Origin of the sequence: Pollutimonas thiosulfatoxidans, assembly GCF_004022565.1 — a bacterium.
GTDB lineage: Bacteria > Pseudomonadota > Gammaproteobacteria > Burkholderiales > Burkholderiaceae_B > Pusillimonas_D > Pusillimonas_D thiosulfatoxidans.
Genome location: NZ_CP022987.1, coordinates 2,091,748 through 2,107,441, shown reverse-complemented (window position 1 = coordinate 2,107,441; position 15,694 = coordinate 2,091,748). Strand labels below are relative to the sequence as shown.

The 15,694-nt window shown below is 61.1% G+C and carries 17 protein-coding genes and 1 pseudogene; 12 read left to right on the top strand and 6 right to left on the bottom strand.

Annotation, left to right across the window (positions count from 1 at the left end; all coding sequences use genetic code 11):
* Nucleotides 1–13 precede the first annotated feature (13 nt).
* The 9 genes from CKA81_RS10110 to CKA81_RS10070 all read left to right on the top strand — a co-directional run bounded on the left by CKA81_RS10110 (nt 14) and on the right by CKA81_RS10070 (nt 8,884).
* Complete coding sequence (locus CKA81_RS10110) at nt 14–1,168, top strand: polysaccharide biosynthesis/export family protein (RefSeq protein WP_128355147.1); 1,155 nt, start codon at nt 14–16, stop codon at nt 1,166–1,168.
* Nucleotides 1,169–1,175: 7 nt separating this feature from the next.
* Nucleotides 1,176–2,516 (top strand): ABC transporter permease, encoded by a 1,341-nt coding sequence (locus CKA81_RS10105; protein ID WP_128355146.1) that lies wholly within the window; start codon nt 1,176–1,178, stop codon nt 2,514–2,516.
* A gap of 27 nt (nt 2,517–2,543) precedes the next feature.
* Nucleotides 2,544–3,260, top strand: a complete 717-nt coding sequence (locus CKA81_RS10100) for a P-loop NTPase family protein (protein ID WP_128355145.1) — start codon at nt 2,544–2,546, stop codon at nt 3,258–3,260.
* Complete coding sequence (locus tag CKA81_RS10095; protein ID WP_228255701.1) at nt 3,214–4,413, top strand: sugar ABC transporter; 1,200 nt, start codon at nt 3,214–3,216, stop codon at nt 4,411–4,413. The genes CKA81_RS10100 and CKA81_RS10095 overlap by 47 nt, the downstream gene beginning before the upstream one ends.
* Nucleotides 4,406–6,325 carry a tetratricopeptide repeat protein gene (locus tag CKA81_RS10090; protein ID WP_128355144.1) on the top strand — a complete coding sequence of 640 codons (1,920 nt, stop codon included), beginning with the start codon at nt 4,406–4,408 and terminating at the stop codon, nt 6,323–6,325. Before CKA81_RS10095 ends, CKA81_RS10090 begins: the two co-directional genes overlap by 8 nt.
* A gap of 27 nt (nt 6,326–6,352) precedes the next feature.
* Nucleotides 6,353–7,708, top strand: coding sequence for a pectate lyase family protein (locus tag CKA81_RS10085; RefSeq protein WP_128356739.1), 1,356 nt, complete (start codon nt 6,353–6,355; stop codon nt 7,706–7,708).
* Nucleotides 7,614–8,141 (top strand): hypothetical protein, encoded by a 528-nt coding sequence (locus CKA81_RS10080; protein ID WP_128355143.1) that lies wholly within the window; start codon nt 7,614–7,616, stop codon nt 8,139–8,141. The genes CKA81_RS10085 and CKA81_RS10080 overlap by 95 nt, the downstream gene beginning before the upstream one ends.
* Before the next feature lie 72 nt (nt 8,142–8,213).
* Nucleotides 8,214–8,486 carry an antitoxin gene (locus CKA81_RS10075; protein ID WP_128355142.1) on the top strand — a complete coding sequence of 91 codons (273 nt, stop codon included), beginning with the start codon at nt 8,214–8,216 and terminating at the stop codon, nt 8,484–8,486.
* On the top strand, nt 8,483–8,884 hold the full coding sequence (locus CKA81_RS10070; protein ID WP_128355141.1) for a type II toxin-antitoxin system VapC family toxin: 402 nt from the start codon (nt 8,483–8,485) through the stop codon (nt 8,882–8,884). The genes CKA81_RS10075 and CKA81_RS10070 overlap by 4 nt, the downstream gene beginning before the upstream one ends.
* 11 nt (nt 8,885–8,895) lie before the next feature.
* On the opposite strand, the gene CKA81_RS10065 is transcribed toward CKA81_RS10070, so the two are convergent.
* Both CKA81_RS10065 and CKA81_RS10060 read right to left on the bottom strand, forming a co-directional pair.
* Complete coding sequence (locus CKA81_RS10065; protein WP_128355140.1) at nt 8,896–9,099, bottom strand: hypothetical protein; 204 nt, start codon at nt 9,097–9,099, stop codon at nt 8,896–8,898.
* Nucleotides 9,096–10,226, bottom strand: coding sequence for a PepSY-associated TM helix domain-containing protein (locus CKA81_RS10060; protein ID WP_128355139.1), 1,131 nt, complete (start codon nt 10,224–10,226; stop codon nt 9,096–9,098). The genes CKA81_RS10065 and CKA81_RS10060 overlap by 4 nt, the downstream gene beginning before the upstream one ends.
* A 259-nt stretch (nt 10,227–10,485) precedes the next feature.
* Here CKA81_RS10060 and CKA81_RS10055 point away from each other — a divergent pair, with 259 nt between their 5' ends.
* The 3 genes from CKA81_RS10055 to CKA81_RS10045 are packed head-to-tail and all read left to right on the top strand — an operon-like array spanning nt 10,486 to nt 13,489.
* Nucleotides 10,486–12,645, top strand: a complete 2,160-nt coding sequence (locus CKA81_RS10055; protein WP_128355138.1) for a TonB-dependent receptor — start codon at nt 10,486–10,488, stop codon at nt 12,643–12,645.
* Nucleotides 12,646–12,689: 44 nt separating this feature from the next.
* Nucleotides 12,690–12,932, top strand: a complete 243-nt coding sequence (locus tag CKA81_RS10050) for a DUF3820 family protein (protein ID WP_128355137.1) — start codon at nt 12,690–12,692, stop codon at nt 12,930–12,932.
* Between the two features lie 11 nt (nt 12,933–12,943).
* Nucleotides 12,944–13,489 (top strand): peroxiredoxin, encoded by a 546-nt coding sequence (locus tag CKA81_RS10045; RefSeq protein ID WP_128355136.1) that lies wholly within the window; start codon nt 12,944–12,946, stop codon nt 13,487–13,489.
* Here CKA81_RS10045 and CKA81_RS17310 read toward each other — a convergent pair.
* The 4 genes and pseudogenes from CKA81_RS17310 to CKA81_RS10025 form a co-directional block, all read right to left on the bottom strand.
* Nucleotides 13,455–13,577, bottom strand: a pseudogene (locus tag CKA81_RS17310) (glutamine cyclotransferase); the annotation flags it as partial. The gene CKA81_RS10045 and the pseudogene CKA81_RS17310 sit on opposite strands and share 35 nt — an antisense overlap.
* A 7-nt stretch (nt 13,578–13,584) precedes the next feature.
* Entirely contained in the window at nt 13,585–14,073 is a 489-nt protein-coding gene (locus CKA81_RS10035) for a PaaI family thioesterase (RefSeq protein ID WP_128355135.1), read from the bottom strand.
* A 12-nt stretch (nt 14,074–14,085) separates the two neighbouring features.
* On the bottom strand, nt 14,086–15,231 hold the full coding sequence (locus CKA81_RS10030; RefSeq protein WP_128355134.1) for an aminotransferase class V-fold PLP-dependent enzyme: 1,146 nt from the start codon (nt 15,229–15,231) through the stop codon (nt 14,086–14,088).
* Between the two features lie 29 nt (nt 15,232–15,260).
* The gene (locus CKA81_RS10025) at nt 15,261–15,629 is read right to left on the bottom strand and encodes a putative quinol monooxygenase (RefSeq protein WP_128355133.1); all 369 of its coding nucleotides are present in this window, start codon (nt 15,627–15,629) and stop codon (nt 15,261–15,263) included.
* Nucleotides 15,630–15,694 lie beyond the last annotated feature (65 nt).

Below are 15,694 nucleotides of genomic sequence, written 5' to 3'. Positions count from 1 at the left end.
GCTGAAGGATCTTATGCAAATAAAAGTCCCGGCCCTGAATTCTCGGCGCCATTCGACCCTGGCGATGCTGCTGCTTGCCGCACTGACCCTCGCGGGTTGCCAGCTTCCGCGGTCCGGTCCCATGCTTAGTGAAATGACGGCGGCGCACGATGACAAGGACGTCATCGTGATGCCCGTGACGCGCGAACTCGCACAAGACAGCCGAGTGCCCGAGGTGGCCGATTTTCCCGAGCGCTACCGCGACCTTACGCAAGCGGGCTTCGACAGCCTGGTGCCCGGCGACGGCATCAACGTAAAGGTGTGGGAGCGCGGTGGCCTGGGTGTGTTCGGGGCGGATCCGGCCGGGGCGAGCGACCTGGGCAACCAGGAAGTCGATCGTTCCGGCCATGTCTCGTTCCCCATCCTCGGCAAATTCCGCGCCGAGGGCCTGACTCTGGGACAGCTGCATGACGCCGTGGTGGCGCGTCTGAGCAAGTTGGTGGTCGGCGCCGACGTCAGCGTGACGCGTGCTGCTACGCGCGGGCAGATGGTGACGGTGCAGGGCAACCTGACCAAGCCTGGTATGTATCCCATCACGCAGACCTCCCAGTACCTGAGCAGCGCGTTGGCGCAGGCGGCGCCGGTGCAGGAGAACCCCGAGCAATTGATCATCAGCCTGCGCCGCGACAAGCAGGTGGCGTCGGTGCGCTTGTCGGATATTTACCGCAACCAGAACAACGACATCCTTTTGAGGTCGGGCGATGTCATTACTGTCTATGACTCCAAGCAGTTCCTGACTGTGCTGGGCGCTGCCGGCACTCAAGGGCGCGTGGCCATCAGCAAGCGCAATTACACCGTGCTGGATGCGCTGGCCGATTCCAGGGGCCTGGACGATAAGCTGGCGGATCCGCGTTCGGTGTTCCTGTTCACGCCCGCGAAGGCCGGGGCGGAAGGCAAGCCTGACCTGCTGCCCGTGGTCTACCAGTTTGACCTCACCCGTCCGGAGCAGGTGGCGCTGGCGCGCGAATTCACGGTGCGCGAAGGCCAGGCGATCTACATTTCGGACGCACCGTTCACGCAGGTGCAGAAGGTCCTGTCGGCCTTCCGCTTCACGATGAGCGCCGGTTTCAGCGCCACGAAGGCCATCGACAGCGATTCGGGAGCCAGTTCGTCCGTCCTGAGCCAATAGCCTGCCGATGAGCAACGAGGATCGGATCAAAGGCTGGCGATCGCGCCGTCAAGCCGGTAACTACACGGTAGGATCCGGCGTCGCGGCATGGCGGCTGGATCCGGCCACGCTATTCGAGGCCAAGGCCACGCCGGGCGTGCTGCTCAAGCCCCTGCTCGCCCGCTTGCAGGGAGAGCCGCACGATTCCGTGGCGGCCCGGCGGGCGGTGTACGAGGCGGTGCAGGCGGAGCTTGAGGCGGAGATTGCACGCAGCGCTGTCGACGAGAACCTGGCCGATTTTTCACGACGGCGCTTGCGCGTCATCGTGCGTCTCCTGGAGCAGGACATCCGCGCGGACGTGGCGGTATTCGCGCCGGGCTACTTGCCGGCCAAGCTGGTGGCCGAGGACGAGCGCCTTGCAGCGGCGCATGCGCGGCGCGCGGAGCGGCGCAAGCAGGACGAGGCGCGGGAAGCGCGGCGCCATGCGTCTCGCAACGACATTGCGCTGGAAATCGAGGTGGCCCGGGACGAAGAGGACGACCTGGCGATCCTGCGGGACCGCCTGCGCGGCTTGCACGAAGGGCACCCGCCGGACATGGCGGGCAGGTTCCAGCCTGTCGGGCGCACGCTGATGGCGATGTTCATCTACCAGTTGCACGTAATGCATGGCGAGAGCCGCATTGCACTGGTGTGGGCGCTGGTCGGCCCGGTGGTGCTGCTGACCTTGATTTCCTCGCTGTATATCCTGATGGGCATGCATTTCATCCTGGGCATGGATGTGCAGACATTCGCGCTGTTGGGAGCGACGACCTGGATTATGTTCAGGCAGATCGTCTTCCGCAGCAGCACGGCCTATGTCTCGGCCCGCGGCCTGCTGAACTTCCAGGGCGTCACGCCGTTGATGTGCGCCCTGGCGCAGTCGCTTATCTATGTATCGGTATATCTGGTGGTGTTTGCGGTATTGATCAGCGCTGGCCACGCGCTAGGCTTCGTAACGTTGCCGATAAGCTGGCCCGGCTCCATTCTTTTCGTCGTTCTGATGGGGTGTTGCGCTGCGGCGATGGGGGTGCTGTTCGGGTCGATCGCGACCTTCTGGCCCTTCTTTCTTCGGCTCGCGCCGATTATTGAACGGTTCCTGCAGATCTTCGCGGCCGTCTTTTTCGTATCGGAACAGTTGCCTGAACACTTACGCCCCTGGATGCTCTGGTCGCCGTTCGCGCATGGCATGCAGCTGCTGCGTTCGGCTTACTTCGAGGCCTACCAATCGACCGATGCCAGCCTCGGCTATTTCCTGACCTCGTTGGTATTCCTGATGATGGTCGCCCTGATCGGCGAGCGCCTGGCTCGCCCCAATGTCCAGCCGATGTGAGCCAGGACTTTTGCGGAGGCTACTTTTTTGATCCAACTCAATGGCGTTACCGACGAGCCCTATGCCTTCGGCAGCAGGCAAGCACTGCTGGCCGACGCCAATCTCGATATCCCGGTGGGGCGCTACGCCTTGCTGTCGTCCGCGCCGGAAATGCATCGCCAGTTGGTGGACATACTGTGCTGCCTGCGTCCGCCGCGCCAGGGCTTCGTCAAACACGATTCCAGCGTATCGTGGGCAATCGGCCGGCAAGGCTTCATCCGCGGCAAGGCGACCGGCCTGAGCATGATCGATTTCGTCAGCGACATATACGAGATCAATGCCGATGCGACGCACGAGCTGGTCGCGGACCTGGTCAGCGATCCCAAAGGTCTGGCCAAGCCCATGGAGCATTGGCCGCTGTACGCGCGGCAGGAGTTTTCGTTCGCTCTGGCGCTGGCGCCGGCGTTCGATGTCTACGTGATCGAAGGGAGTATTCCTTTCGAGCCTTGCCGCTTCACCCGTCTCTGGCTCGCCCTGTTCGAAGAACGGCTGGTGGGTCGGACACTTATTTTCTCCAGTTACCGCCAGAATCAGTTGGCGGACTATTGCATTAAAGGCTTGATCTATGAACGAAGCGCGCTCCGCATCGACGACGACCTCGACCAGTGCCTCAGCAGGTTCCCCCCAAGAAGATCACGGGGCGACTCCGGCACACGGGATGACGGCCTCGGGGGCGGCTTCGACGAGGGCCAGCTCGGGTTCTGAAAAGGAATCGGAGATCGAACGTCGAAGCCGCGAGCGGCAGGCCTCGCTGCGCGAGCGTCGCCGCCATCGCTGGATCAACGCGCTTATCGTCATTGCGCCGGTGGCGCTCACCCTGGTCTACGTGTGTTTCCTGGCCACGCCGCGCTATGAGGCGGAGTCGCGGTTTTTTGTGCAGTCGGCGTCCGGCCAGCAAGGCGGCGCGGGTGGGGCCGCCAGCCTGATCACCACTGGAAACTCGGGCGGCATGCTTGGTGGATTCGTGGACGGGTGGGCAGTCGCCGACTTCGTGAAATCGCGCGACAGTATGCAGCAACTGGACAAGAAGGTCGGTCTGCGCGGCTATCTGACCAACACTGGATGGGACCCGCTTAATCGTCTTTCCGAAGATTCCAGCGAGGACGACCTGTATCGCGCCTACCAGAAGTCCGTGCACATCTCGTTCAATGCGTTGGAGCAGATTGATGTGCTGCGGGTCAGCGCGTTCTCCTCGGAAGACGCGGCCATGCTATCTGCGGCGCTGATCGGCCTGACCGAGGAGTTCGTGAGCTCCATGAACGAAAAGGGCGTTGCCGACAAACTGAAGGTAAGCAAGGAGTCGGTCAGGCTGGCGGAACAGAAGGCGCTCGCGGCCCGCGACGCGCTCACGACCTGGCGCACGGAGCATGGAAACATCGATCCCGCTGCCACGGTGTCGATGCTGTTGAATCTGTCCAGCCAGTTGGAAGGGGAGCTCAGCACTGCGCAGGTGAGGCTGGACAAGATCCGGGCCCTGGGAAACAAAGAGCACTTCATGCTCGAGCCGGCCGAGATGCAAGTCGCCGCCCTGAACAAGCGGCTCGCGTCCGTACGCTATCGGTTAAGCGGGGACAGCAATGCGGAAGCCAAGCAGCTTAAAGCTTACGAGGCGCTGCGCAATGCCCAGGTGTTCGCCGATTCCAACCTGACCCTGGCTCAGCAATCCTACCAACACGCCATGACGGAGGCTTTAGGCTTGCAGCGGTATCTATCCATTATTGCGCAACCGGTACCCACCGATCGGCCCAGCAGCCCGCGAACGGGGCTCCTGTTGTTACAGGCACTGGCGCTGGGTTTTGCGCTGATGTTCATCGCTCGTGTGGCGATGGCTTTGTTGAGGGGGCTGCGTCATGGTTGACACACCTGGCGAAAGCCGTCGGCCGGTGGCCGGCACCGATGCGCAGGACGCCACCGCCCGCTTGCGCGAAATCATCGCGGAGATCCGGGGCGCGGCCGACCCCGAGGGCGGCATGGCGGCGCTCGAACCGGCGTTGCGGCAGGCCAAGGACGGCTGGCGCGATGTCCGGCGATTGCTGGTTTCGCCCTTCGTTCGCGAGGGCCGCCTCGGACCCGCGATCGCCGGGCTGGGCGTGCTGATTGCCGTCTATCCGTCGCGCGTCGACGATCGCCGCCTGCTCGCCAGTCTTCTCGGGCGCATGGGGCAGTGGGATAGGGCGATTGCCGAGTCGGATGCTGCCGCGGGTATCGAGCCCGGCGCTGCGGCGCTGCATGCCGTGCGGATTCAATTGCGCATGCAGGGGGGGCGGGTGGCCGAGGCGGCCGAAGTCGCCCGCGCGACCCTTGCCCTGGCCCAAAGCGAGCCAGGCGAAGCGTACCCCTGGATGATGGCTTTCGTGCGCAACGGCAATGCGGCCGAGGCGGCAGGCATCGCTGCGGCGCTGGATCCGGACAAGCTGCCAAATGAGCGCGTGGCCGCGATGGCCGTGCGTGCCCTGATGGAGGACGGCCGCATTATGGCAGCGATCCGGTTTGGCGACACCGCGGTGCGCGCGGGCCACGATTGCGCGGCGCTCCGTTCCTCGCTAGGGCTGTCGCATCTGCGGCGCGGCACGGAAGACGATCGCAAGGTACTTGCGGTCGCGCATTTCGAAGCAGGCTTGCAGGCGGCGCCGGAGGACGTCAGGCTGTTGACGCTTTATGGGGAAACCCTGCTGCGCGCGGGCCGCTACAAAGAAGCCGAGCCGCCGCTGGCGCGAGCCCTCGAACTGGCGCCGGACCTGGAGCAGGCGCGCGGCCTGTATGCCCGCGCCTTGCGCTACACCCAGCACTATGGCGATGCGGCCGATCAGCTGATGAAACTGGTCAAGAAGTCTCCGGACAAGCTGCTGTGGCAGCGGGCCGCCATCGGGGCGCTATCGCAGGCGGGTCGCAAGGAAGAGGCCGAGGCGCTGTTCGCGCGATACGTCGCCACACGTGGCGATCGGCTTCCGGACACGTTCCGGGAAGCCATGGCCCGTATGGAGGAAAATCTGGACACCGCGCCCATTCCGCAGGCGCGTCTGGATTGGGCCTGGTCGTTGCGCGGCGACACGTCCATCCACCGGGCGACCTGGGAGCGGCGGGCGCGCTGGGGTCATATGGTCGATCATCTGCTGTTCGACTGGCTCGAATGCCGCGAAGAACGCGCCGAAGAGGCCATGCAGCTGCTGGGCGAACTCGATACCGGCGAGCGCTTCTTTGCTCCGCTGCTGGCGGCGGGGCGCGGAGTTGTGGTCGCCACGGCGCACGTAGGCCCCATGTACGCCGGGTTGCTGGCCCTGGAGCTATTGGGCATTCCATCGCGCTGGTTGGCGACGGCGCCGAGCATCGCCCAGAGCGGGTATGCCGCCGCGCTGATTTCGACCGCAGACCAGACCGAAGCCCAGGTCGCCAAGGCCTGCATGCGTGCGATCCACTCGGGCTACGTACTGTGCCTGGCCATCGATGGCGCAGCCAACCCCGCCGCTCCGCGCACGACCTTCGAAGGCCAGAGCGTTACATACTCCAGCTTCGCGTCCCATTTGGCGCATCGTCTGGGCGTGCCGTCGGTCTTCTACGCGCCGCGCTGGGAGAGCGGTCGCGTGGCCTATACGTTGGAGATGCTGCCGGCGGCCAATCCGGGCGAGGATGCTCAAGCTTATTCGTTGCGCTGGCAGAAGGCGTATTTCGAACGGCTTCGGGAACACCTGGCCAGTCAGCCGGAGAACCTGCGCCTGAGCGGCGGCATCTGGCGCCATGTGGCGTCCGCGGATCGGTCCGCGCAGGAATAGGGAGCGGCTTAGGTGTTTGCACGGAACATGGCCATGACCTGGCTGCTGGTGCTTGCCGCGCTGTATGGCGGCCCAGCGACAGCGGGCGAGCGTTGCGCGGCGCCGGATGAAGATTGCTCATTCGTTGCCGCGTTGCTGCAACAGCGCGAGGGCTATGGTGCCAAGGCCACAGGCGGGCTGGGCGGCAGGTTCGTCGAGGTGACCTCGGACCATGACGCGGGGCCCGGCACCTTGCGTGCCGCGCTGGAGCAGGCCCGCGAAGGGCCGACGTGGATACGCTTCGCCTCCGACATGACTGTGGTCCTGGATTCGCAATTGCGTGTGCCGTCCAACACGACAATAGACGGACGCGGCAAACGGGTGACCTTGATCGATGACGGGCTGGGCGTATATGGAAGCCGCAACGTCATCCTGACGCATCTGACGATAGACGGGCGCCTGAACCGACTTACGCAAGCCGTGAATGTGGCCAACGGCAGTCGCGACGTATGGGTTGATCACATGGACCTGTCGCGGATGTCGGACCGCCTGCTCAATGTGAAAAACGGTTCGACCGACGTGACGATCTCGTGGACCAAGTTCCACAACTCGAACAAGGTCATGCTGCTGAACAACATTACCTCGAAGAACCTGTTTCACAACTATGAGCGCGATTCGATCGCTCGCGTGACGCTGCACCACAACTATTTTTTCAACACAGTGCAGCGGAACCCGAGGGCGCAGTTCGGCACCTTCCACCTGTTCAACAACTTGGTGGAGAACTGGGATTTCTACGGCATGAGCTTCAGCCTGGAGGCCAAAGCCCTGGTTGAAGGCAACATCTTCAAGAACGACTCCCAGCGCAAGTGCACGGAGCCTGCGTTCTTTCCTACGGTGCACGGCATCGATGTGAATTACTGCCGCTATATCTCCATCGCGCCAGAACGCAGTGCGCTGGGTAACGGCGAATCCGATCGCAAGGCCTACGAGCAACGGAAGTCGCAGTATGGCTATACCCGCGACTACAAAGCCTTTCTGCGGGTGAAAGACAACCAGTATCTTGGCGACGCGAAGCCAGTGCTGCAGGACTACCGCCCCGAATTGGCTCCTACGCCTCCGTACTGCTACGGGTATGAGAAGCCGACGCAGGACCTCGTCGACAAGATACGAAAGTTTGCGGGCAACCCGCCTGTGGAAGCCCCGCTACCGGCACCGCGTGACGGAAATAACCGACAGCGAGACAGTGGGTCAAGCCAGAAACGAGTTGGGCCGGGCGGGAATAGCCGCGTGCTTTCGGAAGGTGGGAGACATGCACGAGATCCCCGAAGACGACGACGCCATCTATCTGACATGGGGCGAAAAACACAAGCTCTCTGCTGGCGAAGTTTGGTTTATTCGGGGTGAGGAATTAGAAGCAGCGGAGAACGGCGCCGAGACGGCTTCCGCGATCTTTTGTGAATATGAGCAACATGCCGCTGCCCGTGTTCTGAAGGTCGTTACCGCCGATCCGCCCAAGCGCCAAAGCGCCACCGTGCTGTTCTCGGCCTTGCGGGGTCCAAGGGAGTACGGGGTAGTCACCAGCCCCGGGCTGGAAGCCAAGGCTTTGGAACAATTCGGCGAAATGCAGCTTCAGCGCCGCGCCAATTACTTCCTGGAGTGGCTGCAGATCGGACGCAAGCATTACGGCAAGACCGAAGCCGATGTCCAAGGATGCGCTGACGCAATCCAGGAAGCCAAACAAAGGCGAACGGACGATGCGGCCCGGAATCATCGGCTATTGAGAATAGCGGCAATCGAGTGTGAAGGCCGCTACCTTTTGATGGGCAATCCGGCTTGATCCTCAGATTCAGGCGCTTCCATTCGGCTTGCATGGCATATACAATATGGCATATACAAACGAGGTGACGCCATGACTACTCCCGTACCTTCTTCGAGATCTCGTGAGGCCAAGCTATTTCGAAATAACCGCAGCCAAGCTGTCCGCATTCCAGCCGAATTTGAACTGCCCGGCGATCGGGTGCTGATCCATCGTGAAGGAGCGAGGCTTATTATCGAGCCCGTATCCGGGCCAAGCAACATACTCGAGCTGCTGGCCGAATGGAAGAACGATGAGCCGCTCGGGCCAGAAGACTGGTTTCCTGAAATCTCAGACATGCCTGCGGCGCCGGAGGATATTTTGTGAACGGCTATTTGCTGGACACCAATATCCTCAGTGATCTGTTGCGCAATCCTGACGGCCTGGCGGCCCACCAAATACAGCGAGTCGGTCACCATGCGGTCTGTACCAGTATCGTCGTTGCCGCTGAGATGCGCTACGGGTGCGCCAAAAAGGGGTCCCCCAAGTTGCTGGCCAAGGTGCGGAGCTTGCTCGATACGCTGCCTGTGCTGCCTCTCGATCTACCGGTCGACGCGGCGTACGGGAGCATCCGGACTGAACTGGAAGCCGCAGGGCAGCCTATCGGCGCCAACGACCTGTTGATCGCTGCACACGCCCATACGCTAGGCCTAACACTTGTGACCGGCAACACCCGGGAGTTCGACCGTATTCGGGGGCTTGTCGTGGAAAATTGGTTGGTGTGAGCCGGCAGTAATCAGCCCAGCCGCCACTTCCATGCGATCAACACCACGGGCACGCCAAGCGCGGCCCATGACACCGCATCGTGCCATCCGTCGCCCACCAGGGCGGCGATCAAACCTACCGATGTAATTGCTGCTATGAGCAACGGGGCCAGCCACATCTGACGCATGTTGGTGTGTGAACGGTAGCTGTCCTCGGCTTTGGCGTGTTGCTTCATGCGCTCGCTTCCCATGCTTCGATAGTTCGGCCAGGGGCCTTACGGCGGCGTGCCAGCCACAGGTATAAGCCGCTGCCCAGCAAGATAATGGTGATGATGTCCAACACGGCCCACAGCACCTTCATGGGCAAGCCACCGTAGTCGCCAAAGTGCAGCGGCTCCGATATCAACAAGCCGGTCATGTACCAAGGCAGAGGACGGTTATCCGTTACTTGCAGCGTTCGCGCATCCACCAGCACGGGCTTCAACAGGCGAGATGTCAGCGGCTCGGTACCGCGCATGAAGACGGCATAGTGGTGCGGGCTGGACAAACCCGATCCGGGATACGCCACAAAACCCAGTTGCATGTTGGGTTCCAACTGCTGGGCCGCTTGTACGGCCTGCTCAAGCGAACCGGGCTGCGTAACCGGAGGCTGGCCGGCGTAAGGAGCTACCATTTCGGCCATTTGGTCGGCGCGCCATGCACCAACGATTAGGTCCGCCCAGGTAGTGATCATGCCCGTGGCGCCCACCGTGCCTATCCATACCAGGGTGACGATGCCCAATAAGTTGTGCAGATCCAGCCATTTCAGCCGCGTGGCCCGATCGCGACGCACCTCGCCGAAGCGCAGCCGCCGCATGAAAGGGGCATAGAGCACGACGCCCGATACGATGGCGGCCAGCAGCAAGAAAGCCATCAGGCCCAGGAATAGCTTGCCCGGCAGGCCTAGAAAGAGGTCGGTATGTAGCCGCAGCATGAAGGCCATGAAAGGGCTGCGTTGAGCCGAGGGGTCCAGCACTTGTCCGGTGTAATAGTCCACCGTCACTGTCTTGCGCGGGCCGCCGCCTGCCACCGTATCGGCCATGTTTACATACCAGAACCCATCGTCTGTAATGTCGCCGACGAACATCACGGACTTGTCAGGGGCTTCGGCTTTTGCGGCCGCGATGACCTGATCCATATTCGCCAGGGGCAGACCGGCTTCAGCGCTTGTGTGTTGAACACCATCGGTCAGGAAATGCTCGATCTCGTGCTCGAAGATCAGAGGCAGGCCGGTAAGGCACAGCATCAGGAGAAAAATCGTACTGATCAGGCTGGTCCATTTATGTACAAAGGACCACTTGCGCAAGGCTCCCGTCGACAACATTGTTAAGCCCCAGCCTGCGTCAGGGCGGCAGTGGCATACGACGCGGTAGGGCGTAAAGCAGCGGCTGAATCGAGGGACAAAAGACAGGTCATGGGCGTTTCCGAAAACGGGATGTGGAGCAGGAAAGTCGGGGCAAAATCTTATTGATAATGGTATTGAGAACGATTACTATCACCGTGCTTTGCGAAATTATACATAGATCAAGCAGGCACGCACGCAGTTTCTTTCAACCCGGCTTCCTACTTTTAAGAGTGATTTCATGTCCTACCGCCCCCTGTCTCGCCCGCCCATGCTGCGCCCCTTAGCGGCTGCCTTGCTGATCGCGTCTGGTGGGGGTGCGATGGCGCAGTCCGCGCCGCCGGCTACGGAACTGCCCGCAGTGGTGGTTCAAGGAAGCCGCGCTGGAGATCTGGAACCGGTTTACGCGGGCGGGCAAGTGGCGCGTGGCGGCGGCCTGGGTTTGCTGGGCACGGCAGATGTCATGGATACGCCGTTCAGCACGGTAAATTACACATCGGAACTGATAGAAGACATCCAGGCGCGTACGCTGGCCGACATCATTACCAATGATGCATCGGTGCGCACGACGACGTCGACTGGTGGGTTCGGAGAGGACTTCCAGATTCGCGGATTCAGTGTCGGAACCGGAGATGTGGGGATGAATGGGCTGTATGGCTTGTTGTCCGCCAACCGCCTGCCCCTGGAGTTTGTTGAGCGCGTCGAAGTTCTTAAAGGGCCCGGTACACTGATGCGTGGCATCCCGCCCAATGGGAGTATAGGCGGCAGCATCAACGTCGTAACCAAGCGCGCTCATGACGAGCCGCTAACCCGCTTGACGACCACCTACACCACCAAGGCCAATGTGGGTACCCACCTGGATGTGGGCAGGCGGTTTGGCGAGAACAACGAATGGGGCATACGCTTTAACGGTGTAGTGCGTGGCGGCGAGGCCTCGATTAATGATGGCCGCCAGGACTTGGGGCTGGGCGCGCTGGCTCTGGACTTCCGGGGGCAACGCCTGAGGTGGTCTCTGGATGCAATATATCAGGACGATGAGGTCGAGAATTTCCGGTCTCAGATCGGGTTCGCACCCAACATTACAGAGATCCCCACAGCACCGGATGGGCGCATCGCTTTCTATCCGGGCACGACACTGACACAGCGTGACAAGACGATAGCTTCAAGGCTGGAATACGACCTGACCGACAATCTTACGGGGCATGTTGCCTTGGGTTATCGGGATAACGTTGTGCGCCAGGTGTTCCCCATCTCGGTCAATCCGGCCACGTTGGCGCGTCGCGGGGTGGATGCCGACGGAAATTTCGGCGTCATGAATTCATATTACGACTCGTACTCCGAAACGCTTAGCAGCGACGTCGGGCTACAGGCGCGGTTTGACACCGGTACCGTTGGGCACGCACTTTCCGTCGGAGTGACACGCATGAGCCAAGAAGCCGGCAACGCCTACTCGCCGGGTACGACGGCCGTGTCATCAAATATCTACGACCCGTCACCGCTCCCTGCGAATGCATCTGTGCGCAACAGCATGAGGCGCGCGTCGGAAACGACATTGGACAGCATCGCTATTGCCGATACGCTGTCCTTTGCCCAAGACACTGTGTTGCTAACCCTGGGTGCGCGTAAGCAGACCGTAAAAACCGAGAGCTACAGCACGGGCACAGGCGCAAAAACTGGCAGCTACAAGGCAGACGCGGTCTCCCCGCTTGCCGGGATTGTGATCAAGCCGGTGGACAATGTCTCGGTATACGGCAATTTCACAGAGGGCTTGACGCCCGGACGGGTTGTAGGCCCTGGGTACGCCAATAGCGGCGAGGTACTCAGTCCTTACAAATCCAAGCAGTACGAGGCCGGTGTCAAAGTGGATTGGGGCAGCGTGACTACTAGCGCGGCAATCTTCCAGGTGGCGCGGCCTTCTGCTCAGGAAGATGGGGACTTCTACGGTTACTCGGGAGAGCAGCGCAACCGTGGGCTGGAGCTCAGCGCCTATGGCGAATTGCAGCCTGGTTTGCGTCTGATGGCCAGCGCCGCGTTCACGCAAGGTACGCTGACCAAAACGCAGGATGGCATTAACGACGGCAACAGGGCCCCGGGCGTACCGAGCCGGACATTCAACCTGGGCCTGGACTGGGATACACCCTGGGTGGAGGGGCTGAGTCTTAACGGGCGTGCTTCACACACCTCGTCCACCTATATTAGCGATGCCAACACGCTCAGCTTGCCAGCCGTCACAACTTTCGATGTAGGCGCCCGCTACCGGACCAAGGTCGCAGGAAAAAATGTAGTCCTGCGCGCCAACATCGATAATCTGACGGATAAAAAGTACTGGCTGGCCAGCGGTTCGTTCGCCACCAATGCTGCCGGCCGCAGCGTCATGTTGTCTGCCTCTGTCGACTTCTAGCACTGGGCATCGCCAGCGTCAGCGATTAACATGGGGTATTTGCCATGCACCCCGAAGATCTTGAACTGCTGGTGACGCGCATCATGCCCTTTGGCAAGTACCAGGGGCGTTTGATGGCCGACCTGCCCGGCCATTACTTGAACTGGTTCGCTCGCAACGGCTTTCCGAAGGGCGAAATCGGTCGCCTCCTGGCATTGATGCAAGAGCTGGATCATAATGGTTTGCGGCCCTTGTTGACGCCGCTGCGGCGATCCGCAACGAGCCGCGAAGACGATAGCAAGCCATAAGGAGAACATCCATGTTCAAGTATCTGAAGCCATTATTGCTGGGCATATGGCTGGCGATGTTCGCCGCTCCTGCGGCTGCGATCGAGGTGGGCGACATGGCCCCAGACTTTGAGCTGCCCGGCTCTGATGGCAAGGTGCATCGCCTGGCCGATTACCGCGGCAAGCAGGCGGTGGTGCTGGCCTGGTTTCCCAAGGCCTATACCTCGGGCTGCACCATCGAGTGCAAGTCGCTGGCCGAAAACGGCCACCTGATACGCGAGTTCGACGTCGCTTACTTTATGGCCAGCGTTGACCCGCTGGCAGACAACGAAGGCTTCGCAGCGGAGACCAAGGCTGACTTTCCCTTGCTTAGCGACGAAGACAAATCTGCAGCGAAAGCCTATGGGGTGCTGGGCATGTTGGGGGTGGCCAAGCGCCACACCATTTATATCGGCGAGGACGGCCGGGTGCTGAAAATAGATGCCAGCGTCAAGCCCGAGACTTCTGCCGAAGATATGGCCGCGACGCTGGCCGAACTGGGCGTCAGACGTCGTGCCCAGGCTGGCGCACTACCCTGATTGTTCCGCTGTCACCGCCGCCGCAAAAGAACTGGCCATGGCCACCCGATTCCAGCCCGGATACCCCCAACCCTGATGGCATATCCATGGGAACCTTACGTTGGCGTGGCGGGGGCGAGCACTTCTTGCGGATCGGGCTTGCCGTGCATGCACATCAGGGTTTGTTGGCCGATGGCCACCAGGGTACGCTTGCCGTCGGCTATGCCGAACACTTCCATTTGGCAGATCGTAAGGCTGCGCCCGGATCGCACAACCTTCCCGATGGCCTCAAGGAGTTCTCCTTGGGCCGGTGCCACCAGGTTGATCTTGAACTCGATCGTCAATACCGAGCTGTCATCCGGAAATAGGGTGTAGCCAGCATAGCCGCCCGCCGAATCGGCGATCGCGCTGGTTGCTCCGGCATGAAAGAAACCATGCTGCTGCGTGAGCTCTGAACGATAGGGCAGCCGTATTGTGACCAAGCCAGACTCGACCAGATGCAGTTCAGCGCCCAGGTGGCGCATCAGGCCCTGGCGAGCGAAGCTCGCGCGTACACGGGCTTCGCTTGCTGGATTCAGTATGCGGTCGGAACCGTGCTTCGGCATGGCGCTATACCGCTAGGCCACTGGCACGGGTTGAACGATGGCATCCAGTGCTGTTGCAAGGTGCTTGACCGTCCGGTCGACATTATGCAGCTTGTCCAGGCCGAAAAGGCCTATGCGAAACGTCTTGAAGTCGTCGCCTTCGTCGCATTGCAGGGGTACGCCAGCTGCCGCTTGCAGTCCGGCTTCGACGAATTTTTTGCCGGAGTGCAGCCCGGGATCGTCGGTGTAGCTTACGACCACGCCGGGGGCTTCGTAGCCGGGCGCGGCAACGCTTTGGAAGCCTCTTTCCTGCAACAGGGCTCGCACCTTGGTGCCCAGCTCTTGCTGCTCGGCGCGAACTTTCTCGAAGCCATAGTCTTTGGTTTCTTGCATCACGTTACGCAGCACGGTAAGACTGTCGGTCGGCATGGTGGCGTGGTAGCCGAAGCCGCCTGCCTCGTAGGCCTCCATGATTTGCAGCCATTTGCGTAAGTCGCAGGCAAAGCTTGTGCTGATCGTGGCGTCTATTTGCTTTCTGCCCTGGGCACCCAGCATGACCAGGCCGCAACAAGCCGGGCCGCTCCAGCCCTTTTGAGGAGCAGTGATCAGCACGTCAACACCAATGGCCTGCATATCGACCCAGATGGTGCCGGATGCGATGCAATCGAGTACAAACAGGCCACCGTGGGCATGCACGGCATCGGCGACCTGCCGCATATAGTCGTCGGGCAACATAATGCCGGCTGCCGTTTCCACGTGTGCGGCGAACACGACATCAGGCTTGCTTGCTTCAATCTCGGCGACGACCTCGTCTATGGGAGGGGGAGCGAATGGCGCTTGGCGGCCTGCTTGTATCGGTCGGGCCTTCAGCACTGTGGCGCTGGCGGGGATGGAGCCCATCTCGAAAATCTGTGTCCACCGATAGCTGAACCATCCGGTTCGGATCACCAGGCATTTTTTGTTGGTGGCAAACTGCCGCGCGACGGCTTCCATGCCGAAGGTCCCGCTGCCGGGTACAACGATGGCAGACTGTGCGCGGTATACATGCTTCAGGGTGCTGGAGATATCTCGCATGACGCCCTGGAAATTCTGCGACATATGGTTGACGGCACGATCGGTGTAGACCACCGAGTATTCGAGCAGCCCGTTGGGGTCGACGTCGGGTAGTAGGCTAGGCAAGATCTTCTCCAGGAGTGGTTACGGATCACTTAATCATAAGCGCAGTCGGGCGTAACGGATAGAGGCTGCGGCGGGCGAATGTCGCTGCGCACGGGTTGCCACCTCTGTATCTCGCGTGGGGATTCCAGTAAATCGGGAAGCGCCCGCCAGAAGGCCTGTCGGTATTCGCGATGTATCTGGACCTCGGCCAGGTCTTTCTCGTCCGTCCAGGTTTCGTACAGCATATAGCGATAGTCAGACGAAGGATCACGATGCAGGAAAGCGTTGGCAAATGTCGCTTCGTTGCGCATGGCGTCCAACAACGGTTCGAGCAAGCCCAGGAACTCGTCCTGTTGTCCGGGGCGGACGGTAAAAGTGATGACATAAGCTACAAGGCCTGAGCTGGAGTCAAGATGCATGATGGATGTCCTTGCAAAAGGGGTAGAAGGGATCGACGCGATGACCGACTTTGACGCTTTTTCGA

What these genes read in the sequence shown, in the direction of transcription:
- CKA81_RS10110 (WP_128355147.1), top strand. Translation starts at nt 14, where the DNA reads ATGCAAATAAAAGTCCCGGCCCTGAATTCTCGGCGCCATTCGACCCTG.
- CKA81_RS10105 (WP_128355146.1), top strand. Translation starts at nt 1,176, where the DNA reads ATGAGCAACGAGGATCGGATCAAAGGCTGGCGATCGCGCCGTCAAGCC.
- CKA81_RS10095 (WP_228255701.1), top strand. Translation starts at nt 3,214, where the DNA reads ATGACGGCCTCGGGGGCGGCTTCGACGAGGGCCAGCTCGGGTTCTGAA.
- CKA81_RS10090 (WP_128355144.1), top strand. Translation starts at nt 4,406, where the DNA reads ATGGTTGACACACCTGGCGAAAGCCGTCGGCCGGTGGCCGGCACCGAT.
- CKA81_RS10085 (WP_128356739.1), top strand. Translation starts at nt 6,353, where the DNA reads ATGGCCATGACCTGGCTGCTGGTGCTTGCCGCGCTGTATGGCGGCCCA.
- CKA81_RS10080 (WP_128355143.1), top strand. Translation starts at nt 7,614, where the DNA reads ATGCACGAGATCCCCGAAGACGACGACGCCATCTATCTGACATGGGGC.
- CKA81_RS10075 (WP_128355142.1), top strand. Translation starts at nt 8,214, where the DNA reads ATGACTACTCCCGTACCTTCTTCGAGATCTCGTGAGGCCAAGCTATTT.
- CKA81_RS10065 (WP_128355140.1), bottom strand. Translation starts at nt 9,099, where the DNA reads ATGAAGCAACACGCCAAAGCCGAGGACAGCTACCGTTCACACACCAAC.
- CKA81_RS10060 (WP_128355139.1), bottom strand. Translation starts at nt 10,226, where the DNA reads ATGTTGTCGACGGGAGCCTTGCGCAAGTGGTCCTTTGTACATAAATGG.
- CKA81_RS10055 (WP_128355138.1), top strand. Translation starts at nt 10,486, where the DNA reads ATGTCCTACCGCCCCCTGTCTCGCCCGCCCATGCTGCGCCCCTTAGCG.
- CKA81_RS10050 (WP_128355137.1), top strand. Translation starts at nt 12,690, where the DNA reads ATGCACCCCGAAGATCTTGAACTGCTGGTGACGCGCATCATGCCCTTT.
- CKA81_RS10045 (WP_128355136.1), top strand. Translation starts at nt 12,944, where the DNA reads ATGTTCAAGTATCTGAAGCCATTATTGCTGGGCATATGGCTGGCGATG.
- CKA81_RS10035 (WP_128355135.1), bottom strand. Translation starts at nt 14,073, where the DNA reads ATGCCGAAGCACGGTTCCGACCGCATACTGAATCCAGCAAGCGAAGCC.
- CKA81_RS10025 (WP_128355133.1), bottom strand. Translation starts at nt 15,629, where the DNA reads ATGCATCTTGACTCCAGCTCAGGCCTTGTAGCTTATGTCATCACTTTT.